Below are 21,654 nucleotides of genomic sequence, written 5' to 3' on the forward strand. Positions count from 1 at the left end.
CGGGATAGATGCAAATCTGGGTCGATGCCGATGCCTGTCCGAAGCCGGTCCGAGATATCCTGGTTCGGGCCGCGCGGCGGCGTGAAGTACAGACGACATTTGTCGCCAATCAGTTTTTGCAGTTGCCGCCGTCGCCCTTCATCAGGGCGGTCAAAGTCGCCCAGGGTTTTGACGTCGCCGATGATCGCATCGCCATCGAGCTGACTGCCGGCGATCTGGTCATCACCGCCGATATACCGCTGGCCGCAGCGGTCGTGCGGCGTGATGCGCTGGCGCTGAATCCGCGCGGCACGCTGTACACGACGGCCAACGTCGCCGAACATCTGGCGCGACGCAACCTGCTCGAGGAGCTGCGCAGCAGCGGCCAGGTCAGTGGCGGGCCGCCGGCACTGGGCAAGGCCGATATCCAGGCCTTCGCCAACCAGCTGGACCGACTCATTACGCGTGATTCCGGGTTGAAATAAGTCACGTATCCTGCTGAAAAAATTCGCTTTAGCGGCTTTTTTTTGCCATGCTTGGCCTATCGTAACAAGGAAAAACGTCATCATGTCGCTAGCTTCTGCAGTGAATCGTAACGGTGTCGTGCTGTGCCTGGTGATGTTCCTGGCCGCCTGTGGCAGTACGCCGACCCGTAATACCCCGAATATTGCCGCTACGCCATCGCGGTCCGAGCCGGCAAAGCCGGCGTCTGCGGACGAGTCGATCAAGTCAGCCCTGTACGCCCAGTACCAGGAGTGGCGCGGCACGCCCTATCGCTACGGTGGCCTGAGCAAGCGCGGCATCGACTGTTCCGGTTTCGTCTACACCACCTTTCGCAAGCGCTTCGATCAACAGCTGCCGCGAACCACTGCAGGCCAGGTCCGCGTGGGTTACGCGGTACCGCGTCATGCGGTGACAGCCGGCGATCTGGTGTTCTTTCGTACCGGCGCCAAGGGACGCCACGTCGGCATCTACATCGAGGACGGCAAGTTTCTGCATGCGTCGACCAGCGCGGGCGTGATGCTGTCGAACCTAGAGGACCAATACTGGTCGGCGCATTACTGGAAAGCCCAACGTCCGTCCGAACAGCTGGCCGGTCGTTGAACGGGCATCTGATAACCGCGGGAGACGGTCATGACAATATTCGACGCGCTGCGTGAGGATCACGAGAAACAGCGCACGCTGACCGGGTTGCTGACGCAAACCCATGGCGCGAGCGAAGGCCGTGAGGAACTGTTCCAACGACGCAAGCGGGAACTCGAGGAACATGCTGCCGCTGAAGAGCGGCATTTTTATATCCCGTTGATGGAACACGATCTGACCCAGGAAAAATCCCGTCACAGCATCGCCGAGCATCATGAGATCGACGAACTGGTCAAGAAACTGGAACAGACCGAATACGAGTCACCGGCCTGGCTGGCAACCGCCAGGCAACTGCGGGAAAAGGTCGAGCATCACCTTGATGAGGAGGAACAGGAAGTCTTCCAGCTGGCCGGCCGGGTATTGTCTGATAACCAGAAGCAATCGCTGGGTCAGTCCTACCGGGAAGAAAAGGCGGACAGCCAGTAAACGTCGTCATGGCCCGGTCGATTGCCGAACTGTTTCAGCGCCTGACGACCGGTATTTACGTGATCGGCGTCGCTGATGGCAACCGGCGTGACGCCTTCACAGCCGCCTGGTTGACCCAGGTTTCGTTCGATCCGCTGATGGTCGCGCTCAGCGTCAATCCTGATAATGCTTCCCATGCAATGTTGAAAAACAGTGGCCGCTTTGCCGTGACCATTCTCAAACAGGAACAGCTGGAATTGGCGCGGCATTTCGGTACCCGTTCCGGTGCCGATACGGACAAACTGGCACCAATCGACTGGGCAGAAACGCCCGCTGGCATGCCGTACCTGAAGGCGGCATTGGCGTGGCTGGATTGTCGCGTCAACACGATAACGCCAGCCGGTGACCATGAGCTGGTACTGGCTTCAGTTCATGCTGGTGAGCTGCTGGATGCCGAGGCTGTGCCCATGAGTGACGCCGAGACTGGTAATATGGATAACAGTGCCGCGCTTTTTCCGGCGTCGTTTCCGTCCGACCATGGCCACTCGTGACTGGCATCTATACTTGATACGCACTGACAACGGCACGCTGTACACCGGGATTACCACCGATGTCGAGCGGCGCCTGGCCGAACATCAGCAAGGCGGCCGGCTGGCGGCACGTTATCTGCGCGCCAACCTGCCGGTGGAGCTGGTCTATAGCGTTGCCATCGGTTCACGCTCACTCGCCACCCGGCTGGAATGGGCGGTCAAGCAGTTACCGAAGTCACATAAGGAGGCCATCGTCAGCCAATCGCCCGATAGCGAAGCACTGCGGGCATTGCTGAAAATACCGGCCGATAGCAATGCCGGCTAGTCAATCGCGATCAATTCATGATCACTATCCATCGCAGAGGGAGTCAGACATAAATGAGCCAACGTGCCTTACTGGTTATCGATGTGCAGAACGAATATTTTGATGGGGGTCTACCGATCACCTATCCGAACAATCACCTGGATAATATTCTGCAGGTGATGGATCGGGCCACCGATGCCGGGGTGCCGGTGATTGTGGTTCAGCACACATTTTTAAACGACGATCTGCCCCTGTTTCAGCGTGGCACGCCGGCGTGGGAATTGCACGAGCAGGTTGCCGGCCGCCCGAGTAATCTGCACATCGAGAAGAACCTGCCGGGCAGCTTTACCAATACCGGGCTGGAAAACTGGCTCAAGCAGAACCAGATCGATACCGTCACCATCTCCGGTTACATGACCCACATGTGTTGTGACACCACCGCGCGCCAGGCGGTACATCGTGGCTACAAGGTCGAATTCCTGAGCGATGCGACCGGTACGCTGTCACTGGATAATCAGGCCGGCAAGGTGGACGCGGAAGAACTGCAGCGCTCGATTCTGTGCGCGCAGCAGATGCTGCTCAGCGAAGTCATCAGCAGCGGCGACTGGTTCAAGCGTCTCGGCTGATATTACAACAGCGGCGTTTTGTAGGGTTCGCCGCTGACCTCGCGCACCAGCCGCGGTACCAGGTAGCCGGGCAGGCGGGTGCGCAATTGCTCCAGCAGTTCACCGGCGGCGGCGTCGCTGACGTTGAAATGCGCGGCGCCGGCTACGGCATCGAGCATGTGCAGGTAATAGGGCAGTACGTTGTTTTCAAACAGCGTCTCGCTGAGATCGATCAGGGCACGCGCATTGTCATTGACCCCCGCCAGCAACACGGCCTGGTTCAGCAGCTGTATGCCGCTGCGGTACAGACGCTGCAACGCCGCGACGGCTTCCGGGCCGATTTCATTGGCATGATTGCTGTGCACGACCAGCACCGGCTTGAGCCGCGATGCCGTCAGCCAGTCCAGCAGCTCAGCGGTGATGCGTTCCGGTAATACCACGGGCAGGCGGCTGTGAATGCGCAGCCGTTTCAGGTGTGAAATTGCGGCGAGATCGGCGGCCATTGCCGCAAGCCGCGCATCGGTCAGGGCGAGCGGATCGCCGCCGCTCAGTATGACCTCCGTGATCGAGGTATCCGCGCGTAGATAGTCGAGCGTCTGTTGCCAGGCGCCGCGCGCCGGGTTGGCATCGGCGTAGGGAAAGTGCCGGCGAAAACAGTAACGACAGTGAATGGCGCAGGCACCGGTCAGCGTCAGCAGTACGCGACCGTGATACTTGTGCAACAGTCCGGGCTGTTTCTGGGCGGCACCTTCACCCACCGGGTCGTGGCTGAAGCCCGCGTTCTCGCTGTCTTCGGCGGCCAGCGGCAATACCTGTCGCAGTAGCGGGTCATGCGGATCGCCGCGCCGGATGCGGGCGAGAAACGCCGGCGGCACGCGCAGCGGAAACTGATCCTGACCGCGCGCGGCGAGTGCCGGCGACGGTTCAATCTGCAGTTTCGCCAGCAGTTGCGCGGCGGTCATGGTCGACTGCCGCAGTTGCGCCTGCCAGTGACCGCTGTCGCCGTCAGTGGACTGCACGCTGGGCTGGCTTCGCGGTATCATGGTGGTTTTGGATCATTCTCTGCTGCGGTGGAGATGTCTTTGGCGTCATCGTCGGCACCGGTCGTGCCGGCGGGCTTATTCTAATCCGTTAACCGACTCAGTGTGACAATAACATGGCAACCTATAGCACCAATGAATTCAAAGGCGGTTTGAAAGTAATGCTCGACGGCGAACCCTGCGCGATCGTCGAGAATGAAATGGTCAAGCCCGGCAAGGGCCAGGGATTCGCCCGCGTCAAGCTGCGCAATCTCAACACCGGCCGGATTCTCGAAAAGACCTTCAAGTCCGGTGACACCCTCGAGGGCGCCGATGTTGTCGAGCTGGAAATGCAGTATCTCTATAACGACGGCGAGATGTGGTATTTCATGGACCCGGCCACTTTCGAACAGCACGCCGCCGACGAGAAAGCCATGGCCGACGCCGGCAAGTGGCTGAAGACCGAGGAAACCTGCACTGTGACGCTCTACAACGGCCGGCCGCTGAGCGTGACGGCACCCAATACGGTGATGCTGGCGGTCAGCCAGACCGATCCGGGCGTGCGTGGCGATACCGCCCAGGGCGGCACCAAGCCGGCGACGCTGGAAACCGGTGCGGTGGTGAAGGTGCCGTTGTTCATCGAGGAGGGCGAGATCATCAAGGTGGATACGCGCGCCGGTGAATACCTGGGTCGCGCCAAGTAGGCTGGCATGAGCCGGGCGTGCGCACCAGTCGACACCGACGCGGCCACCTGGCAGCCGCTGGCCAGTCCCGAGCGCCTGCGCCAGCGGGCGGCGTTGCTGACAACGATCCGCCGCTTCATGGACGCGCGCGGCATTCTCGAGGTCGAGACACCGTTGCTGTCGCGGGCGGCGGTGACCGACCCGGCGCTGCAGTCGTTCGCGGTCGCTGTCGATGGCACGCCGTATTACCTGCAGACCTCGCCGGAGTTTGCGATGAAGCGGTTGCTGGCGGCCGGCAGCGGCCCGATTTACCAGGTCGCGAAGGTGTTCCGCGATAACGAGCGCGGTCGCTGGCACCACCCGGAGTTCACCATGCTGGAATGGTATCGGCCGGGTTTCAGCGTTGCCGATATGCTTGACGAAATCGACGCCCTGCTGCTGGCACTGGAGCTGCCGCGCAGCGAGCGGCTGGATTACGGCGCGCTGTTTCAGCAGGCCACCGGTTGTGATCCGCACTGCGCCGATCAGCAGACGCTGCAGCGGCGGGCACTGGATTTCGGTCTGGTGTCGCGCGATCTGTCGCGGGTCGAGCTGCTGGATTTCCTGTTCAGCAGTGCGGTCATGCCGGAACTGAAGGACAGGCCCTGTGCCATCGTCAGCGATTTTCCGCTGGCCCAGGCAGCGCTGGCGCGCATTCGCCGCGGCGCTGACGGCAAGCCGGACGTTGCCGAGCGTTTTGAACTGTTCATTCACGGCGTCGAGATCGGCAACGGCTTCCACGAACTGGCCGACGCCGCCGAACAGCGGCAACGCTTTCAGGCCGACCAGGCCGAACGCGGCCGCCGCGGCCTGGCGCAGCGGCCGCTGGACGAAAACCTTCTGGCGGCGCTGACGGCCGGACTGCCGGACTGCTGCGGCATTGCCATCGGCCTCGATCGACTGCTCATGCAGGTCAGCGGCGCCGGGCGTATCGATGACGTCCTCGCCTTCCCGGTCGAGCGCAGCTGAACGCCCGGTCATGCTGAGCGCGGCCGAGATCCTGGCACAAGACGGTCCCGTCGCCCGCCTGATCGACGGTTTTCATGCCCGTGCCGACCAGCAGTCCATGGCGACGGCGGTCGAAGCCGCGCTGGCCGCTGGCGAACCATTGCTGTGTGAGGCCGGCACCGGTACCGGCAAGACCTTTGCTTACCTGGTGCCGGCGCTGCAGTCCGGCCAGCGCGTGGTCATATCGACCGGTACCAAGCACCTGCAGGACCAGCTCTTTCAGAAAGACCTGCCGCTGATCCGCAAGGCGCTTGGCCAGCCGATCGAGGTGGCGCTGCTGAAGGGGCGTGGCAATTACCTGTGTCGCTATCGTTTCCAGCAGACGCTGGAGTCCGGCAACGGCCCGCGGGCGCGCCTGCAGGCCTTGAACGAATGGGCACGGAGGACCACGGACGGCGACCTGTCGGAATTTGCCGAGCTGGCCGATAACGACGCGCTGCGCGCCAGCGTGACTTCCACGACCGACAATTGCCTCGGCCAGGACTGCCCGGAGTTCGAGCAGTGCTTCGTGCTCAAGGCACGGCGCCGGGCGGTGCAGTCGGAAGTCGTGGTCGTCAATCATCACCTGCTGCTGGCCGACATGACCCTGCGCGAAACCGGCTTCGCCGAACTGTTGCCGGCCGTGGATGCCATTATTTTCGACGAGGCGCACCAGCTGCCGGCGCTGGCTGCCGAGTTTTTCAGCGAGGGCCTGAACAGTCGCCAGCTGCTGGGGCTGGCGCGCGACTGTCGCCAGGCGCAGGCGACCGAGGCCAGCGACACGCGCGATCTTCTAACCCTGGCCGCGGATCTGGAATTCGCCGTGCAGCACCTGCGGCTGGCCTTTGGTAACCGCGACCTGCGCGCGCCCTGGGATGACTGGGCACGGCGCGACAGCGTCGAGGCGGCGCTCGACGAACTCGACCAGGCGTTGGCCGATCTCGATCAGGCCCTGGCGCTGGTGGCCGAACGCGGTCGTCTGCTGACTTTCGCGCGGCGCCGTTGTGCCTTGCAGATCCAGCGCCTGCACGCGTTTCGCGCGGACACTTCCGAACACTGGGTGCGCTGGGTCGAGGCGCAGGGTCAGCAGCTGCAGCTGCATCGTACGCCGATCGACGTCTCCGGCGCGTTCCAGTCGCGGCTGCAAGCCTACGGCTGTACATCGATATATACTTCGGCGACGCTGACGGTCGCCGGTGACTTCAGTCACTTCGCCGGCCAGCTCGGCCTGCAGGAAGCGAGCCAGCAGACCTGGGCCGGACCGTTCGACTACGCGCAGCAGGCGTTGCTGTATCTGCCGCCGGGCCTGCCGAACCCCATGGAAGCCGGCTATACGCAGAAACTGGTTGCCGCGATGCGGCCGGTGCTGGAAGCCGGCGGTGGCAGCGCGTTTCTGCTGTTTACCAGCCATCGGGCGTTGCAGGAGGCGGCCCGCGCGCTGCACGAGGCCATCGACTACCCGTTGCTGGTCCAGGGCGAGGCGCCGCGTACCGAGCTGCTGCGCCGGTTTCGCGAACACGGCAACGCCGTGCTGCTCGGCACCAGCAGTTTCTGGGAAGGTGTTGATGTGCGTGGCGAGGCTTTGACCTGCGTGGTCATCGACAAACTGCCATTTCCGCCGCCGGACGATCCGGTCTACGCGGCGCGGGCCGCGCGCATGAAAGAGCAGGGTATCGAACCGTTCATGAACTACGCGCTGCCGCAGGCCATATTGAGCCTCAAGCAGGGCATCGGTCGACTCATCCGCGACATCAACGATTACGGTGTGCTGGTGCTGTGCGATCCGCGTATTCGCAGCAAGGGCTACGGCAAGCGTGTACTGAAATCACTGCCGCCGCTGCCACAAACCGCGGACATAGCCGATGTGCAGCGCTTTTTCCAGGACCGGCGTGAGCAGGCGGGCAACCGCGACGACGCCTTACTGACGCGCCAGTAAGCGGTCGAGCGAGCCGGCGTTGAAGCCATGCATGGTCTGCTGACCGACCTGCAATAGCGGCACGCCCTTGCCACCCAGCCGCTCGTAGTCGCGACGCGCAGAGTCGCTTTTCTCGATATCGCGTTCGCTGTAGGCAATGCTGTGGTTATCCATGTAGCGCTTCGCCTTCTTGCAGACACGGCACCAGTCGGTGGTGAAGATCACCACGCGGCCGCTGGCGACGTTTTGTAATCGTGCGGCGTAATCCGCACGCCGCGCGCTGATTTCCGCCGGACCAAGCAGTGAATCGACCTGGATATCCATTTCTTCCGAGGCGGCATCGGCCGGCGGCCGATCGGTGTAGTGCACCTGGCCGGCGTCATCGACGTACTTGTACAGTATCTGCGCGGACAGACACAGTGGCACCAGGCCGAGCAGCAGTAGTAATAGACGTGCAGTCATGATTGCCTCCCCGCTAGCGTTTGACGGCCAGCGTGATACCGTCGGCTACGGGCAGTTGACTGATGGCGACGCGTTCGTCGTGATGAATGAATTCGTTGAAGTCGCGGATGGCGCGGGTGTCGCGATCGTTGATCCTTGCATCGGCAACCTGGCCGTCCCAGAGCGTATTGTCGATAACGGTTAGACCGCCGGGTCGCAGCAGCTTCAATACCGCTTCATAGTAGTCGCGGTATTCGGCCTTGTCCGCGTCGATGAACGCCAGGTCAAAGTGCCAGGTTTCGCCGTCGTCCAGCAGCGTCGCCAGGGTTTCCAGCGCCGGCCCCAGGCGCAGTTCGATGCGCTCGGCGACACCGGCCTGTTGCCAGTAGTCGCGGGCAATGCGGGTATACTCGGTACTGGTATCGCAGGTGACGAGACGGCCGTCGACCGGCAGCGCCTGCGCCAGCCACAGGCTGCTGTAGCCGGTAAAGGTGCCGATCTCGATAATACGGCGCGCCTGTAGCAGCGTGACCAGCAGTCCCAGCAACTGGCCCTGCTCGGGCGCGATCTGCATGCGCGCCATCTCGAGGCCGGCGGTGTGCTCGCGCAACTGTCGCAGGACGTCGCTTTCGCGCAACGACACCGACAGCAGGTAGTCATACAGATCGTCGGTCAGCGTGATGCTTTTGCGGGTCATGGCGGTACCTGGTAACTGAACTGGTAATTGGTGATCAGTGATTGGTCACCAATGACTGGCTAATCGATTGAACGGCTGACTGTCAAGCTTGACAGCTTTTATCCACGATTCAAACTCTCACCAATCACTGATCACCAATCACCAGCCAATGTCCCTGTCTCTCATCCAGATCACCGATACCCACATCCAGGCCGAGCCGGGCGCGACCTTCGACGGCATCGATTGCGCCGCCAGCCTAGCGGCGGTGCTCGATCACATCAACGCCCATGAACAGCCGGACCGGATACTGCTGACCGGCGACCTGGTGCACGATCCGGACAGCACCTCGTACCGTCGGCTGAACGATTTGCTGCAGGCCGTCGAACGGCCGGTGCACGCCATTCCCGGCAACCATGACGATCCGGCCCTGATGCGTGAACAGCTGGATGCACCGGTACGCCACGAACGCCTGATCGAGCAGGGCGGTTGGCGCGTGCTGTTGCTGAACAGTTGGCTAGAGGGCGAGCACGCCGGCCAGTTGCCGGCAGCCGAACTCGACTGGCTCGCGGAGCAACTGGAGCAACAGCCGGATACGCCGAGTCTGGTCGCCCTGCATCATCCGCCGGTGTCCATCGGCAGTCCGTGGATGGACGCGATGGGGCTGCGCAACGCCGATGACCTGCTGACGGTTATCGATCGCCAGCCGCAGGTTGCCGGCGTGATCTGGGGTCATATCCACCAGCAGTTCGAGAGCGAGCGTCATGGTGTGCGGCTGCTCGGCTGTCCCTCGACCTGCGTGCAATTCCGGCCCGGCAGCGATGAATACGCCCGCGACGAACTCGGGCCGGGCTATCGCCACCTGCTATTGACCGACAGCGGCGAGATCCGGACGACGGTGACGCGCGTCAACAGCTGATTCAGTCGGCACACTGCACCTGGTCGCGGCCCCGACTCTTGGCTGCGTAAAGTGCTTTATCGGCACGACTGATGAATGTCGCCATGTCCTCGTTATGACGATACTCGGCCAGGCCGAGGCTTACCGTGACGCCAATTGCATGATTGCCGACCTGGATAATTTCACTATTGATTGCCGCGCGGATACTTTCGGCGCGTTCGCGCGCGTTGGCGAGAGAGCAGTCCGACAGCAACAGCAGGAATTCTTCGCCGCCCCAGCGACACAGCGTATCGGTATCGCGGGTGTGCTGACGGATGACATCGGCAATCTGTCGAATTACCTGATCGCCGGCCTGATGGCCATGATTGTCGTTGACTTCCTTGAAGTGATCGATGTCCAGCGTAATCAGGGTCACCGCTTCGTTGCGCCGCCGTGCCGTCTTGATGACATGATCAAAAATCATGTCGAAGACCTGGCGATTGGCCGCGCCGGTGAGTTTGTCGGTAGTCGCCATTTCTTCAAGCCGGCGCTGGTAGCCGCGAACCATGAAGTGGGCGACGGTCAGCACCAGAATTGTGATTGCCAGTGATACCAGAATGTTGGCGATCAGCGTATTTCGAATGCGGGTCTCGGCGGCATGCTCGTCCTGCTCGACCACCAGGTACCAGTCGAATTCCGAAATCAGACGCGTATTGACGTGGATGGTATGCCCATCCGGCCGCTGGTAGGTGAATGACATGCCCGGGCTGGTCAGCACCTGGGTGGCATGTCTGCCGATGCCGGCGCGTTCATGCAGCTGTCGTGGGCCGCTGAAATCAGTGCCGTTGAGCACGACCTTGCCGTCACGGTCAACGAAATAGATCTGTCGGCCATAGCGTTTCTGATAGCTCGCGATCAAATCGGCGACGGCATCAACCGACAGGCCAATACCGGTGACGCCGATGAAGTTGCCCTGGTAATCGTTGACCCGATAATTGATGAAAATATTGACGCGCTGACGGTCGGCCGTATCGTTATCGATGTTGATCTCGTAGGGATCGTTCATTTCGCGGATGCGGAAATACCAGCTGTCGGCGGGATCATCCGCATCGACCTGCTTGATAATGCCGTCGGGGTGATAGTAATTGCGCGTCCTGTCAGAGACGAAGAAGGCCGTGATCGTCTCGTGCTTTTGCCGGATTTCACTGAGATAGCGGACGATGGCTTCGGGATTCTCCTCGCCGGACAGGGTCCAGTCGCGTACGAAGGTATCGTGTGCCATAAGAGACGAGATCAGAATGGAGCGCAGCAGGTCGCGGCGTATCTCGGAATAAATGTTGTCGCTGGTCAGCGGCAGCGTCTCCTCGGCGAGATAATCGCTCATGGAGTCGTGCGCGACGAAATAACTGATCAGGCTGGTTGCCATAAAGCCAATGATCAGCAGTACCGCGAGTGCGGCAGCAAAATAGATCTTTCTGGATAACACGATTCGAACCTGTTGCGGATCCCGCCCCTGTCGGAAACCAGTAGGAACAGCCAGTAGCCGGCGGGGACCGGTTACGGTAAAAGGCGCCTAGCATGTCCGAGACATGACAGGGAATCAACCGCTCAGGCGACCGGCAGACAGCTTTTCAGGCCGGTCGTGAGATCCGGGTAGCGCAGTTGCAGGCCGAGGGATTCCAGCAACCGGCGGTTGTCGATACGACGCGATTCGTTCAGAAACGACAGCATGCTGGCGCTGAGCTGCTGTTCGGCTTCCGCGCGGCTGACCTGGGGCGGCCGTGGTAAACCGAGCGTATCGGCGAGGCGGTTGAAGTAATCGGTCATGCTGGTGGGCTGGCCGTCACTGACATTGTAGATAGCTTCCACCTGCGTCAGGCTGCCGGCCAGGTGCGTCGCGCTTGCCAGGTCGTCGATATGAATGCGGTTGCTCCACGGCGCTTCACTTTCGCGAATGATCGGATCGCCGCGCTGAAGCCGGTCTAGCGGCAGGCGGCCGGGGCCGTATATGCCGGGTACCCGTAGAATGACCAGAGCCACGCCACGCTGTTGCGCCCATATTTCCAGCTGCTGTTCCGCCGCCGCGCGCCGCGAGGCGCGCTGGCTGTGCGGATTGCGTGGCCGGTTCTCCGTGACCCAGTCCCCCTGACAGTCGCCGTAAACGCCGGTGGTACTGATGTAGACGAAACGCCGTGGCAACGTGCCGGTATCCAGCCATTGCAACAGGTTGTGCGTACGTGGGTCATGGCCGCCACTGCCGCCGGGTGGTGCGAGCAGGTAAACCACTTCGGCGGCGATCGGCTGATCCGCGTTGACGTTATCCAGGTCCAGTTGTCGGCTGGTAAAGCCGTCTTCGGCCAGTAGCGCACAACGTTCTGTGCTGCGGCTGGTTACGGTGACTCCATCACCGGCGTTCCGGTGCAGTTCGGCGAGACGCCGCCCGGTATCGCCACAACCGACTATTAATATATCCATAACAACGATTTATCCCGTTTTCTTCAAGTCGATTGTTTGACCTGGGCGACACGATCGCGCAGGTAGGTGGGCCGCGCCTGCGCCGCCGTCAGCACGCGACCGGCGGTCCAGTTTCGCGCGGCCAACGCGACACTGGCGGCCGCCCGCGGCCAGACGTCGGCGACAACCGTGATGTCGAGTGCCGGCAGGCGCGCGCGCAGGCGCTCGGCGTAGCTGTACCAGCCACTGCCGGCTGCCAGCCACTGGCGCGTTTCCGGTAACGGCACCGTCTCCGGTGAACAAACGTGCTCTGCGCCCTGCAGCTGCATGCCGCTGTCGGCCGGCAGGTAACAGCCCCAGTAGACCTCATCCATGCGCGCATCCAGGGCCGCCAGGACCGGCTGATCATGCTCAATCAGCGTTTGTGACAGCGCGGCCAGGGTGGATACGGCAACAACCGGTCGATCGGCGGCCAGTGCCAGTCCCTGAACAACGCCGGTCGCGATACGTACGCCGGTGAACGAGCCCGGTCCGCAGCCGTAGACGAAGCCATCCATGTCCGCGCTGCGCAAACCGGCCGCGGCCAGCAGGCTGTCGACCATAGGCAGGATCAGTTCGGTGTGCCGGCGGGGTGCGAATTCAAAGCGCTCGTGAATGTCACCGTCGAGCCATAATGCAGCCGAGCAGGCTTCAGTGGCGGTTTCGATGGCCAGCAGTTTCATAACGGTTTCGGTATAAACATCAACATGGGTGCATTGTACAGCCCGTACGCGGCTACGAGTAATTCGACGGGCACAGGCGTTACGCTTTCGTTATAATCGCCGCCCATGTTTCAAGCATTCGAAGCCTTCATCGGCCTGCGTTATCTGCGCGCCAAACGCCGGAACCATTTCATTTCCTTCATCTCGCTGACATCGATCATCGGCCTGGCGCTCGGCATCATGGTCATGATTACGGTGCTGTCGGTCATGAATGGTTTCAAGAAGGAACTGACCGACCGTATTCTCGGCATGGCCTCGCATGCCACGGTGATGGCGCGTAGCGGCGATCTTCAGGACTGGCAGGATGCCGAAAAGCGCGTTCAGGGGCAGCCCGGCATCGTCGGTGCAGCGCCCTATATCGACGGCGAAGGCATGTTGATGAAGGGCAAGAACGTCAAGGGCACGCTGATTCGCGGCGTACTGCCGGACGAGGAGGTTGAGGTATCCGATGTCGCCAACAATATCGAGTCGGGCAGCCTGCAGGATCTGGTCGCCGGCGAATTCAATATTGTTCTCGGCGCCGATCTGGCCCGCGTCCTGGGGGTGGGGGTCGGCGACAAGGTAACTCTGGTCGCGCCGAAGACGAATGTCACCCCCGCGGGTGTATTGCCGCGCCTGAAACAGTTCAACGTGGTCGGACTGTTTCGCATCGGCATGTACGAATTCGACAGTTCGCTGGCGCTGATCCAGATGGACGATGCCGCCAAGCTGTTTCGCATGGATGGCGTAACCGGTCTGCGCCTGAAAACCGACGACATCATGCGGGCGCCGCAGATCAGTCGCAGCATCGTCGCGCAGCTGCCGGGCGAGTACTGGGTGGTCGACTGGACCCAGCGGCATTCCAATTTCTTCAAGGCGCTGCAGACCGAGAAGATGGTCATGTTCGTCATCCTCGCCATGATCATCGCCGTGGCCGCCTTCAACATCGTCTCGACCATGGTCATGGTGGTTACCGACAAGCAGACCGACATCGCGGTGCTGCGCACACTCGGTGCCTCGCCTCGCAGCATCATGCGCATCTTCATTATCCAGGGCACGGTAACGGGCCTCATCGGCATGCTCAGCGGCCTGGTCGGCGGCGTCTGGCTGGCGCTTAACGTCGAGACCATCGTGCCGGCGATCGAACAGCTGTTCCAGGTCCAGTTCCTGTCCCCCGAGGTCTACTACATCAGCGAGCTGCCTTCCGACCTGCAGTGGGCGGACGTCATCTGGATCTGCTCGGTCGCGTTTGTCATGAACATACTGGCGACGATCTACCCGGCGCTGCGGGCCGCCAAGACCCAGCCGGTGGAGGCATTGCGCTATGAGTGATACGGCCGTTATCGAAACACAACAGTTGCGCAAGTCGTTCCACCAGGGCGACTCCGAGATCGAGGTATTGCGTGGCATCGATCTGCGCGTGGCCAATGGCGACACGCTGGCGATCGTCGGCAGTTCCGGCTCCGGCAAGAGCACGCTACTGCATTTGCTCGGCGCGCTGGACCGGCCGACCTCGGGCGAAGTCACGGTCACCGGAACGGCGGTATCGACACTGTCGGAAACCGCCCGCGGCAACCTGCGCAATGCCGCGCTCGGTTTCGTCTACCAGTTCCATTACCTGTTGCCGGAATTCACCGCCGAGGAGAACGTCGCCATGCCGCTGCGTATCCGCGGCGAGAGCCACAGTGCGGCACTGGCAGCGGCGCGCTCGCTACTCGAACGGGTCGGTCTGGGTCACCGTGGTACGCACAAGCCGGGCGAACTGTCCGGCGGTGAACGCCAGCGTGCTGCCATCGCCCGGGCGCTGGTGACGCGGCCGCAATGCCTGCTGGCCGACGAGCCGACCGGCAATCTTGATGAACACACGGCCGACAAGGTATTCGAGCTGGTGCTGGAACTGAATCGCGAGATCGGCACCAGCCTGGTGATGGTGACGCACAACCTGGAACTCGCCGCACGCATGCAGCGCCGCTACGAACTTACCGAAGGCCACCTGCAGGCGCTGGCCTAGGCAGCGCCCGGGGGATCGTCACTGTCGTCGTCCAGGCGGCGCATGAATGGTCGCTTGCTGCGCCGTTCATCGCGCTTGCGCAGCAACAGCAGCCGCCACAGCAGGCTGGTACCGTAATAGCCGGCCACCGCCGCCAGCGCGCCCAGCAGCAGACTGCCGAGCAATACCGGCAGCCATATCTCGTGCAGTACGGCACTGAACCACTCGTAGGAAAGATGAAACTGGGTGTAGCGCACCGGCAGGTCGAGAAACAGGCTGCCAATGCGATAGGTCATGTAAAAGATCGGCGCAAAGGTCAGCGGATTGCTGGCCCAGGTGAATACCACCGCGATGGGCAGGTTGACGCGCCAGTAGATCGCCAGCGCGGCGGCAATGATCATCTGGCCGAAGAATGGAATGAAAGCACAGAACAGGCCGATGGCGATGGCGCCGGCCACCGAGCGCCGCGTCAGCCGCCACAGTGTATGATCGTGCAGCAGATCGCCGAACAGGCGGATATGCCGATGTTCACGGAAAATGTGATGCTCGGGCAGGTACCGCTTGAAGAGTTCGCGCAGGCTCATGTAATGATACGTTGCATAGGTGCTCGCGGTACCCTGACCCGGGACGGAACGGTCTACCAAAAGCGCGCATTATAACGGACTTGCCAGCACTGTCATGTGCCGTTCAGACTGTCTGACCGTGTCCAACAGGGATAGTTGGAAGCTTCATGCCAACAGGGATATTGGCCTTCATGCTGGGTGTACTGGCGCTGCTGCAGTGCCCGGCGTTACCGCCGCCGGCATTGGTCGCCGGTTTACCGGTATGTCTGTTACTGGCCTGCACCCAGCCGCGCAGTCGCGCGGTCCTGTTGTTTGCCGCCGGTTTCCTCTACGCCCTGGGCCATGCCCAGCTGAGACTGCAACAGCAACTGCCGGCTGCGCTGGAAGGTGAAAGCCTGACGCTGCGCGGTACCATCGCGTCGTTGCCCGATTACCTGCCGGAACGTACGCGTTTCAACCTGGCGGTCAGCGAATGGCCGCCCGGCGCCAGGTCGGCGATGGACACGTTGCCGCAAACGATCCGACTGAGCTGGTACGACAGCGCGCAACGACCGCGTGCCGGTGAATCCTGGCAGTTGCGCGTACGCCTGAAACGACCGCACGGTTTTCTCAACCCGGGCGGGTTTGATTACGAGGCCTGGCTGTTCGAGCAGGGCATACGTGCCAGCGGTTATGTCCGCAGCCATGCCGATAACCGGCGGTTGCCCCGGCCGGCGCGCGGCATTCATCACTGGCGCCAGCAGCTGCGTGAGCGTTTGCAGGCCGTTCTCGGCACCGGCAACGGCGCGGCCCTGGTCAGGGCGCTGGCGCTGGGCGATCGCAGCGGCCTGAAACCGGCCGACTGGGACCGCCTGCGCGCCACCGGCACCAGCCATTTGCTGGCCATTTCCGGCCTGCACATCGGCCTGGTGGCGGCACTGGCCTATTTGCTGGTACGTCCGATTGGGTCGTTGTTCGTCGGACTCACGAGCCGGGTCCCGGCACAGCGGGCCGGACTACTGGCCGGCCTGATCGCGGCCGGCGGTTATGCGGCCCTGTCCGGGCTTGCCATTCCTGCCCGGCGCGCGCTTATCATGCTCGCTGTCGTCGTGCTGGCATTGCTGCTGCAGCGGCGCTGGCGACTGGGCGATGGCCTCGCGCTGGCCCTGCTGCTGGTCCTGCTGTTCGATCCATTCGCGCTGCTCGCGCCCGGTCTTTGGCTGTCTTTTGCAGCCGTGGCGGTGATCGGCTGGGGGCTGGCCTGGCGCCTGCCGCAGAACGGCTTCTGGTGGCGTTATGGCCGTACCCAGGCCTTGATCGCGCTCGGTCTGGCGCCGTTGTTGCTGTTCTGGTTCCAGCAGGTGCCGCTGGCCGGTTTTTGCGCCAACCTGGTTGCCGTGCCCTGGGTCAGCGCCGTGGTGGTGCCACTGATACTGCTCGCATTGCTGTTGCTGGGCGTCTGGCCGGCAGCCGCGGCGCTGCTGCTGCACATGGCCGCGCTGGCGCTGGACTGGCTGTGGCAGGGGCTCGACCTGCTGCTGGCGTGGCTGCCGGCATTGCTGATCCGGCCGCAGCCGGCGGCGCCATTGCTGCTTGCCGGCCTGGCCGGTGCCGCGCTGCTGCTGTTGCCGCGGGCCGTGCCGGCGCGCTGGCTCGGTCTGCTGTGGCTATTGCCGCTGCTGTTGCCCGCGCAACCGCGCCCGGACAACGGCGCCTTTCGCCTGGCGGTGCTTGATGTCGGTCAGGGTCTTGCTGCCGTGATCGAGACGCAGCGGCATGTGCTCGTCTATGACACCGGTGCGCGCTTCAGCGACCGCTTCGATGCCGGTTCCGCCGTGTTGCTGCCGTACCTGCTCAGTCGTGGTCATGAACGTATCGACCAGTTGATCGTCAGTCATGGTGACAACGACCATATCGGCGGTACCGCTGCACTGGCCGCACAACTGCCAATCATGGCCAGCCTGAGCAGCGTGCCGGCGGCATTGCCGCTGGACCATGCCCAACATTGCCGGGCGGGTCAGTCGTGGCACTGGGATGGTGTCGATTTCACCATACTGCATCCGCGTGATACTCAGGCCGCGGCCGATAACGATCAGTCCTGCGTACTGAAAATCGACAGTCCGGTCGGCAGTGTACTGCTGCCAGGCGATATCGAGGCAACCAGTGAATACGATCTGGTCCGCCGCGCAGCGGCTCAATTGCCGGCCGATGTCCTGCTGGCGCCGCATCACGGCAGCCGGACATCATCGACTGCCGTGTTTATCCGTACCGTCGACCCGGATTACACTGTCTTCAGTGCCGGTTACCGTAATCGCTATCAGTTCCCGGATCGCGATATAATCCGGCGCTATCATTCATGCTGTCAGGGTGATACCGCGCTCTACAGCACCGCCAGTGACGGCGCGCTGCTGTTCGATTTCCGCCACGACGGTCTGCAGCGCAGGCGACTGCGGGTTGATGCGCGGCGCTTCTGGCACAACAAACCGGAGCCGGTCGTCGCGGCTGGCGACCGTTAATATTGCGATTCTCAAAAAACAGGGGATGACTAAGTGCTGGAATTAATCAAGGCAGGTGGCTGGGTCATGTGGCCAATCCTGCTGTGCTCGGTGATCGCGCTGGCGATCATCGTCGAGCGTTTCTGGTCCCTGCAGCGCAAGCGCACCGCGCCGCGCAACCTGGTCAACCAGATCTGGCAGTGGGCCCGCGATGGTGAACTGGACGCCGAGCGCGTCAAGGAATTACGCCGGAATTCGCCACTGGGACGCATTCTTGCCGCCGGGCTGGTCAACCGTCGCCACGAGCGTGAAGTCATGAAAGAGGCCATCGAGGAAGTTGGCCGGCATGTGGCGCACGAGCTCGAGCGCTTTCTTAACGCGCTGGGTACCATTGCCTCGATTTCGCCCCTGCTCGGACTGCTTGGTACCGTGCTCGGCATGATCAAGGTATTCACCGTGATCACCAGCGAGGGTGTCGGCGATGCCTCGGTGCTGGCCTCCGGTATCGCCGAGGCATTGATCACCACAGCTGCCGGGCTGATCGTCGCCATCCCGACGCTGCTGTTTTACCGTTACTTTCGGGGCCGCGTTGACGAACTGGTCATCACCATGGAGCAGGACGCGCTCAAACTGGTCGAGGCGCTGTGCGGTCAGCGCGAGCGTGACACGGGCAACTGACGGCAGCCGACATGAATTTTCGCAGCAGACGTACAGAAGATCCGGATCTCAATATACTGCCGCTGATCGATGTCGTGTTCCTGTTGCTGATCTTCTTCATGGTCACGACGACCTTCGATCGCGACTCCGAGATCAGCATCACCCTGCCGGAAGCCAGCCAGGACAAGGTCGATAGCAAGCCGCAAGCGGTCGAGATCGATATCGATCGGGAAGGGCGGGTGTTCATCAATGCCCGGGCGTTGGCCAACGCGCAGTCGGCCACCATCCGCGAGGCGCTCGACCAGGCGGTAAAGGCTAGCGACGACCGCGATGATCCCGCCATTATCATCAATGCCGACGCCGAAACCTCGCACCAGTCGGTTATCCGGGTCATGGATGCCGCCCGGCAACTGGGGCTGCGCCGGGTGACGTTTGCCACCCGCCTCGAACAGAGCGAATAACGCCGGCGTGACAGCAGCAGCCCGACGTCTGCATGCCAGCCTGCAGCGACTCTGGTACCAGCCGCAGCCGTGGCTGTGGCTGCTGGCGCCGTTGGGCTGGTTCTATCAGCTCATCATGCTGTTGCGCGAATGGCTGTACCGCAGTGGCGTACTGCCGGTGCAGCGGGTCGGTGTGCCCGTCATCGTGGTTGGCAATATCACGGTCGGTGGCACCGGCAAGACGCCGCTGGTGTTATGGCTGGCCGATTACCTGCAGCGCCAGGGCTACCGTCCGGGCATCGTCAGTCGCGGCTACGGCGGTACGGCCACGGATGAACCGCAACAGGTGCGCGCTGACAGCGACCCGGCCCAGGTCGGCGATGAACCGGTCATCCTGGCGCGCCGCAGTGGCTGCCCGGTGGCGGTCTGCCGGCAGCGCTATTTCGCCGCCCGCGGTCTAGTCGAGCACAATGGCTGCGATATCATAATCAGTGACGACGGCCTGCAGCACCTGGCGTTGGGACGCGATATCGAGATTGCGGTGATCGACGGCCAGCGCCGCCTGGGCAACGGCCTGTGCCTGCCCGTGGGGCCGCTGCGCGAGGGGCGCGGCCGCCTGCGTCGGGTTGCCGCGGTCGTGACCAGCGGCAAGGCCGGCCGCGGTGAGCACAGCATGAGCTACCAGCCGCAACCGTTGCAGTCGCTTAATGATGAACGCCGACAGGCCTTGGATGCGTGGCGTGATCGAACCGTACATGCGGTCGCGGGTGTCGGTAATCCGGGGCGCTTTTTTTCACTGCTGCGCCGTCAGGGTCTGCGCCTGATCACGCATGAATTCCCGGACCATCATGTTTACAGTCACGCCGAGCTGCAGTTCAACGACGAATATCCGCTGGTGATGACGGAAAAGGACGCGATAAAATGCACGGGACTGGCACTTCGCAACGCTTGGTATCTGCCAATCATCGCGGCGTTGCCGAAGACATTCGAGTACCGCCTGAATCACCTGCTGCAGGCGCTGGCCGACTGATCAGTCACTCTCGTTATCGAAAACGGAACAGGCATGGATAAAAAGCTGCTCGACATTCTGGTGTGCCCGGTAACCAAGGGGCCCTTGATTTATGATCGTGATAACCAGGAACTGATTTCCTGCAGCGCGCGGCTGGCTTACCCTATCCGCGATGAGATTCCGGTGATGATCGAGGACGAGGCGCGCAGCTTAAGCCACGAGGAAGTCGAGCAGTGGCGTAAAAAGCAGCCCACCAGCGTTCGCTAGTTGCCGTCGCAGGCATGGCTTACCAGATCATCATACCGGCACGCTATGCCTCGACGCGGCTGCCCGGCAAACCGCTACTCGATATCAATGGCCGCTGTCTTCTGCAGCATGTTCATGAAGCCGCACTGGCCAGCGGAGCCGAATCCGTCATCATTGCCACCGATGATGAGCGCATTCGCGCGACAGCGGCAGGTTTCGGCGCGCGGGTCTGCATGACGCGCGCCGATCATGCCTCCGGCAGTGAACGCCTGGCCGAAGTGGTCGAACAACTGCAGTTGCCGGACGACGCGATTATCGTGAACCTGCAGGGCGATGAGTTCGGCATGCCCACCGTATTACTCGACCAGGTGGCGGAATTGCTCGCGGCAACAACGGACGCAGCGATCGCGACCCTGTGCGAACCCATCGACAACGACGCCGACTATCACAATCCCCATATCGTCAAGGTCGTCATGGACCGCCGGGGCCGGGCACTGTATTTCAGTCGCGCGCCGATCCCGTGGTCGGATGGCAGTGCGCTTGGCGCAATGCGCCACATCGGTCTGTACGCCTATCGCAGCGGCTTCCTGCGCCGCTATGTCCAAATGCCGGCAAGCCCGCTGGAACAGAGTGAACGGCTTGAACAACTGCGTGCACTGGATGCGGGGGCAACAATTCAGCTGGCGACCGCGGTACAAAAACCGGGGCTGGGTATCGATACCGCGGCGGATCTGGAGCGGGCGCGACAACGCGCCGGTTAACGGTCAGCAGTGGAGAACAGCATGACGGACGGCATAACCGGCGTTCTGTTCGTCTGTACCGGCAATATCTGCCGATCACCCACCGCGCACGGGTTGTTGCAACAGCGGCTGGACGCCGCCGGCCTGACGCCCAGCGTGCAGGTGGATTCAGCGGCCACGCATGCCTACCAACTGGGCCAGCCACCGGATGCTTTTGCGGTGACAGTCGCGGCCCGGCACGGCATCGACATCAGTGCACTGCGTGCACGCCGTATCGAACGACAGGATTTCTTCGCTGCCGATATTATCGCGGTGATGGATCGGGCCAACCTTATGGCCGTGCATAAGCAGGCACCGGCCAGCCAGGCACACAAGATCCGGTTGCTGCTTGATTTTGCCGATGGCGGCGAAATTGCCGATCCCTACGGCCAGCCGCTGGCCGCGTTCGAGACGGCGTTCGCTCGGATTGATCAGGGCGTGGCGGGACTGCTGGCGACGTTGGGCGAGCGTCCGCCGGCTAGCGCTGACGGTAGGTAATGCGACCCTTGGTCAGATCGTAGGGGGTCAGCTCAACGGTGACGCGGTCACCGGTGAGGATACGAATGTAGTGTTTGCGCATCTTGCCGGAAATATGCGCAGTGATCGTGTGGCCGTTGTCGAGCTCGACACGGAACATCGTATTCGGCAGGGTATCGACGATCGTACCCTCCATCTCAATGACGTCTTCTTTTGCCATACACC

The 21,654-nt window shown here is 62.2% G+C and carries 27 protein-coding genes; 19 read left to right on the top strand and 8 right to left on the bottom strand.

Translation table 11 applies throughout. From position 1 onward, the window contains the following. Window positions 1-8: 8 nt before the first annotated feature. The 6 genes from J2T55_RS03640 to J2T55_RS03665 all read left to right on the top strand — a co-directional run bounded on the left by J2T55_RS03640 (window position 9) and on the right by J2T55_RS03665 (window position 2,987). Window positions 9-464, top strand: coding sequence for a YaiI/YqxD family protein (locus J2T55_RS03640; protein ID WP_259054308.1), 456 nt, complete (start codon window positions 9-11; stop codon window positions 462-464). An 82-nt stretch (window positions 465-546) separates the two neighbouring features. Further along, entirely contained in the window at window positions 547-1,083 is a 537-nt protein-coding gene (locus J2T55_RS03645) for an NlpC/P60 family protein (RefSeq protein WP_259054310.1), read from the top strand. Window positions 1,084-1,113: 30 nt separating this feature from the next. Further along, on the top strand, window positions 1,114-1,548 hold the full coding sequence (locus J2T55_RS03650; RefSeq protein WP_259054312.1) for a hemerythrin domain-containing protein: 435 nt from the start codon (window positions 1,114-1,116) through the stop codon (window positions 1,546-1,548). 8 nt (window positions 1,549-1,556) lie between these two features. Continuing rightward, entirely contained in the window at window positions 1,557-2,078 is a 522-nt protein-coding gene (locus tag J2T55_RS03655; protein ID WP_259054314.1) for a flavin reductase family protein, read from the top strand. Between the two features lie 13 nt (window positions 2,079-2,091). Further along, window positions 2,092-2,382, top strand: a complete 291-nt coding sequence (locus J2T55_RS03660; RefSeq protein ID WP_310521971.1) for a GIY-YIG nuclease family protein — start codon at window positions 2,092-2,094, stop codon at window positions 2,380-2,382. 53 nt (window positions 2,383-2,435) lie between these two features. Next, complete coding sequence (locus J2T55_RS03665) at window positions 2,436-2,987, top strand: cysteine hydrolase family protein (RefSeq protein ID WP_259054317.1); 552 nt, start codon at window positions 2,436-2,438, stop codon at window positions 2,985-2,987. 2 nt (window positions 2,988-2,989) lie between these two features. On the opposite strand, the gene epmB is transcribed toward J2T55_RS03665, so the two are convergent. After that, a complete protein-coding gene (gene epmB, locus J2T55_RS03670) occupies window positions 2,990-4,009 on the bottom strand; it encodes an EF-P beta-lysylation protein EpmB (RefSeq protein WP_259054318.1) in 1,020 nt (339 codons plus the stop codon). Between the two features lie 113 nt (window positions 4,010-4,122). Between epmB and efp the strand changes: the two genes are divergently transcribed. Genes efp through J2T55_RS03685 form a run of 3 tightly spaced genes read left to right on the top strand, consistent with a single transcriptional unit; the run spans window position 4,123 to window position 7,630 of the window. Next, window positions 4,123-4,689 (top strand): elongation factor P, encoded by a 567-nt coding sequence (efp, locus tag J2T55_RS03675; protein ID WP_259054319.1) that lies wholly within the window; start codon window positions 4,123-4,125, stop codon window positions 4,687-4,689. 6 nt (window positions 4,690-4,695) lie between these two features. After that, on the top strand, window positions 4,696-5,676 hold the full coding sequence (gene epmA, locus J2T55_RS03680; RefSeq protein ID WP_259054320.1) for an EF-P lysine aminoacylase EpmA: 981 nt from the start codon (window positions 4,696-4,698) through the stop codon (window positions 5,674-5,676). 10 nt (window positions 5,677-5,686) lie between these two features. Then, a complete protein-coding gene (locus J2T55_RS03685; protein WP_259054321.1) occupies window positions 5,687-7,630 on the top strand; it encodes an ATP-dependent DNA helicase in 1,944 nt (647 codons plus the stop codon). On the opposite strand, the gene J2T55_RS03690 is transcribed toward J2T55_RS03685, so the two are convergent. Next, a complete protein-coding gene (locus J2T55_RS03690; protein WP_259054322.1) occupies window positions 7,613-8,071 on the bottom strand; it encodes a glutaredoxin family protein in 459 nt (152 codons plus the stop codon). The genes J2T55_RS03685 and J2T55_RS03690 overlap by 18 nt on opposite strands. A gap of 13 nt (window positions 8,072-8,084) precedes the next feature. Then, window positions 8,085-8,747: an O-methyltransferase gene (locus J2T55_RS03695; RefSeq protein WP_259054323.1), complete on the bottom strand. Its 663-nt coding sequence runs from the start codon at window positions 8,745-8,747 to the stop codon at window positions 8,085-8,087. A 148-nt stretch (window positions 8,748-8,895) separates the two neighbouring features. Between J2T55_RS03695 and J2T55_RS03700 the strand changes: the two genes are divergently transcribed. Beyond that, window positions 8,896-9,642: a phosphodiesterase gene (locus J2T55_RS03700; protein WP_259054324.1), complete on the top strand. Its 747-nt coding sequence runs from the start codon at window positions 8,896-8,898 to the stop codon at window positions 9,640-9,642. Window position 9,643: 1 nt separating this feature from the next. Here J2T55_RS03700 and J2T55_RS03705 read toward each other — a convergent pair whose 3' ends face one another. From J2T55_RS03705 to tsaB, 3 genes are all read right to left on the bottom strand, one after another. Beyond that, window positions 9,644-11,086 carry a sensor domain-containing diguanylate cyclase gene (locus tag J2T55_RS03705; protein WP_259054326.1) on the bottom strand — a complete coding sequence of 481 codons (1,443 nt, stop codon included), beginning with the start codon at window positions 11,084-11,086 and terminating at the stop codon, window positions 9,644-9,646. A 122-nt stretch (window positions 11,087-11,208) separates the two neighbouring features. Then, entirely contained in the window at window positions 11,209-12,075 is an 867-nt protein-coding gene (locus J2T55_RS03710) for an SDR family oxidoreductase (RefSeq protein WP_259054328.1), read from the bottom strand. A 23-nt stretch (window positions 12,076-12,098) separates the two neighbouring features. Then, complete coding sequence (gene tsaB / locus J2T55_RS03715; RefSeq protein ID WP_259054331.1) at window positions 12,099-12,776, bottom strand: tRNA (adenosine(37)-N6)-threonylcarbamoyltransferase complex dimerization subunit type 1 TsaB; 678 nt, start codon at window positions 12,774-12,776, stop codon at window positions 12,099-12,101. Between the two features lie 105 nt (window positions 12,777-12,881). Between tsaB and J2T55_RS03720 the strand changes: the two genes are divergently transcribed. Together J2T55_RS03720 and lolD are read left to right on the top strand one after the other, a co-directional pair. Continuing rightward, complete coding sequence (locus tag J2T55_RS03720; RefSeq protein WP_259054333.1) at window positions 12,882-14,126, top strand: lipoprotein-releasing ABC transporter permease subunit; 1,245 nt, start codon at window positions 12,882-12,884, stop codon at window positions 14,124-14,126. Continuing rightward, entirely contained in the window at window positions 14,119-14,805 is a 687-nt protein-coding gene (gene lolD, locus J2T55_RS03725) for a lipoprotein-releasing ABC transporter ATP-binding protein LolD (RefSeq protein WP_259054336.1), read from the top strand. Before J2T55_RS03720 ends, lolD begins: the two co-directional genes overlap by 8 nt. On the opposite strand, the gene J2T55_RS03730 is transcribed toward lolD, so the two are convergent. Continuing rightward, on the bottom strand, window positions 14,802-15,368 hold the full coding sequence (locus J2T55_RS03730; RefSeq protein ID WP_259054338.1) for a DUF2062 domain-containing protein: 567 nt from the start codon (window positions 15,366-15,368) through the stop codon (window positions 14,802-14,804). The genes lolD and J2T55_RS03730 overlap by 4 nt on opposite strands. A 146-nt stretch (window positions 15,369-15,514) precedes the next feature. Here J2T55_RS03730 and J2T55_RS03735 point away from each other — a divergent pair, with 146 nt between their 5' ends. From J2T55_RS03735 to J2T55_RS03765, 7 genes are read left to right on the top strand one after another with little or no spacing between them, the layout of a single operon-like run. Further along, window positions 15,515-17,842: a DNA internalization-related competence protein ComEC/Rec2 gene (locus tag J2T55_RS03735; protein ID WP_259054339.1), complete on the top strand. Its 2,328-nt coding sequence runs from the start codon at window positions 15,515-15,517 to the stop codon at window positions 17,840-17,842. Between the two features lie 33 nt (window positions 17,843-17,875). After that, a complete protein-coding gene (locus tag J2T55_RS03740) occupies window positions 17,876-18,499 on the top strand; it encodes a MotA/TolQ/ExbB proton channel family protein (protein ID WP_259054340.1) in 624 nt (207 codons plus the stop codon). A gap of 11 nt (window positions 18,500-18,510) precedes the next feature. Next, window positions 18,511-18,939: an ExbD/TolR family protein gene (locus J2T55_RS03745; RefSeq protein ID WP_259054341.1), complete on the top strand. Its 429-nt coding sequence runs from the start codon at window positions 18,511-18,513 to the stop codon at window positions 18,937-18,939. 7 nt (window positions 18,940-18,946) lie between these two features. Further along, window positions 18,947-19,948, top strand: a complete 1,002-nt coding sequence (lpxK, locus tag J2T55_RS03750; protein ID WP_259054342.1) for a tetraacyldisaccharide 4'-kinase — start codon at window positions 18,947-18,949, stop codon at window positions 19,946-19,948. Between the two features lie 33 nt (window positions 19,949-19,981). Continuing rightward, on the top strand, window positions 19,982-20,194 hold the full coding sequence (locus J2T55_RS03755) for a Trm112 family protein (protein WP_259054343.1): 213 nt from the start codon (window positions 19,982-19,984) through the stop codon (window positions 20,192-20,194). A 14-nt stretch (window positions 20,195-20,208) separates the two neighbouring features. Next, entirely contained in the window at window positions 20,209-20,934 is a 726-nt protein-coding gene (kdsB, locus tag J2T55_RS03760; protein WP_259054344.1) for a 3-deoxy-manno-octulosonate cytidylyltransferase, read from the top strand. A gap of 21 nt (window positions 20,935-20,955) precedes the next feature. Continuing rightward, on the top strand, window positions 20,956-21,450 hold the full coding sequence (locus J2T55_RS03765) for a low molecular weight protein-tyrosine-phosphatase (protein ID WP_259054345.1): 495 nt from the start codon (window positions 20,956-20,958) through the stop codon (window positions 21,448-21,450). Here J2T55_RS03765 and infA read toward each other — a convergent pair. Then, a complete protein-coding gene (gene infA / locus J2T55_RS03770) occupies window positions 21,431-21,649 on the bottom strand; it encodes a translation initiation factor IF-1 (RefSeq protein ID WP_259054346.1) in 219 nt (72 codons plus the stop codon). The two genes, J2T55_RS03765 and infA, sit on opposite strands and share 20 nt — an antisense overlap. Window positions 21,650-21,654 lie beyond the last annotated feature (5 nt).

The sequence above is a fragment of the Methylohalomonas lacus genome (genome assembly GCF_024808875.1).
In the GTDB taxonomy this organism is placed as follows: Bacteria; Pseudomonadota; Gammaproteobacteria; order Methylohalomonadales; family Methylohalomonadaceae; genus Methylohalomonas; species Methylohalomonas lacus.

Excerpts from the sequence above, each read along its gene's own strand:
- J2T55_RS03640 (WP_259054308.1), top strand. The coding sequence starts at position 9 with ATGCAAATCTGGGTCGATGCCGATGCCTGTCCGAAGCCGGTCCGAGAT.
- J2T55_RS03645 (WP_259054310.1), top strand. The coding sequence starts at position 547 with ATGTCGCTAGCTTCTGCAGTGAATCGTAACGGTGTCGTGCTGTGCCTG.
- J2T55_RS03650 (WP_259054312.1), top strand. The coding sequence starts at position 1,114 with ATGACAATATTCGACGCGCTGCGTGAGGATCACGAGAAACAGCGCACG.
- J2T55_RS03655 (WP_259054314.1), top strand. The coding sequence starts at position 1,557 with ATGGCCCGGTCGATTGCCGAACTGTTTCAGCGCCTGACGACCGGTATT.
- J2T55_RS03665 (WP_259054317.1), top strand. The coding sequence starts at position 2,436 with ATGAGCCAACGTGCCTTACTGGTTATCGATGTGCAGAACGAATATTTT.
- epmB (WP_259054318.1), bottom strand. The coding sequence starts at position 4,009 with ATGATACCGCGAAGCCAGCCCAGCGTGCAGTCCACTGACGGCGACAGC.
- efp (WP_259054319.1), top strand. The coding sequence starts at position 4,123 with ATGGCAACCTATAGCACCAATGAATTCAAAGGCGGTTTGAAAGTAATG.
- epmA (WP_259054320.1), top strand. The coding sequence starts at position 4,696 with ATGAGCCGGGCGTGCGCACCAGTCGACACCGACGCGGCCACCTGGCAG.
- J2T55_RS03685 (WP_259054321.1), top strand. The coding sequence starts at position 5,687 with ATGCTGAGCGCGGCCGAGATCCTGGCACAAGACGGTCCCGTCGCCCGC.
- J2T55_RS03690 (WP_259054322.1), bottom strand. The coding sequence starts at position 8,071 with ATGACTGCACGTCTATTACTACTGCTGCTCGGCCTGGTGCCACTGTGT.
- J2T55_RS03695 (WP_259054323.1), bottom strand. The coding sequence starts at position 8,747 with ATGACCCGCAAAAGCATCACGCTGACCGACGATCTGTATGACTACCTG.
- J2T55_RS03700 (WP_259054324.1), top strand. The coding sequence starts at position 8,896 with ATGTCCCTGTCTCTCATCCAGATCACCGATACCCACATCCAGGCCGAG.
- J2T55_RS03710 (WP_259054328.1), bottom strand. The coding sequence starts at position 12,075 with ATGGATATATTAATAGTCGGTTGTGGCGATACCGGGCGGCGTCTCGCC.
- tsaB (WP_259054331.1), bottom strand. The coding sequence starts at position 12,776 with ATGAAACTGCTGGCCATCGAAACCGCCACTGAAGCCTGCTCGGCTGCA.
- J2T55_RS03720 (WP_259054333.1), top strand. The coding sequence starts at position 12,882 with ATGTTTCAAGCATTCGAAGCCTTCATCGGCCTGCGTTATCTGCGCGCC.
- lolD (WP_259054336.1), top strand. The coding sequence starts at position 14,119 with ATGAGTGATACGGCCGTTATCGAAACACAACAGTTGCGCAAGTCGTTC.
- J2T55_RS03730 (WP_259054338.1), bottom strand. The coding sequence starts at position 15,368 with ATGAGCCTGCGCGAACTCTTCAAGCGGTACCTGCCCGAGCATCACATT.
- J2T55_RS03735 (WP_259054339.1), top strand. The coding sequence starts at position 15,515 with ATGCCAACAGGGATATTGGCCTTCATGCTGGGTGTACTGGCGCTGCTG.
- J2T55_RS03745 (WP_259054341.1), top strand. The coding sequence starts at position 18,511 with ATGAATTTTCGCAGCAGACGTACAGAAGATCCGGATCTCAATATACTG.
- J2T55_RS03755 (WP_259054343.1), top strand. The coding sequence starts at position 19,982 with ATGGATAAAAAGCTGCTCGACATTCTGGTGTGCCCGGTAACCAAGGGG.
- kdsB (WP_259054344.1), top strand. The coding sequence starts at position 20,209 with ATGGCTTACCAGATCATCATACCGGCACGCTATGCCTCGACGCGGCTG.
- J2T55_RS03765 (WP_259054345.1), top strand. The coding sequence starts at position 20,956 with ATGACGGACGGCATAACCGGCGTTCTGTTCGTCTGTACCGGCAATATC.
- infA (WP_259054346.1), bottom strand. The coding sequence starts at position 21,649 with ATGGCAAAAGAAGACGTCATTGAGATGGAGGGTACGATCGTCGATACC.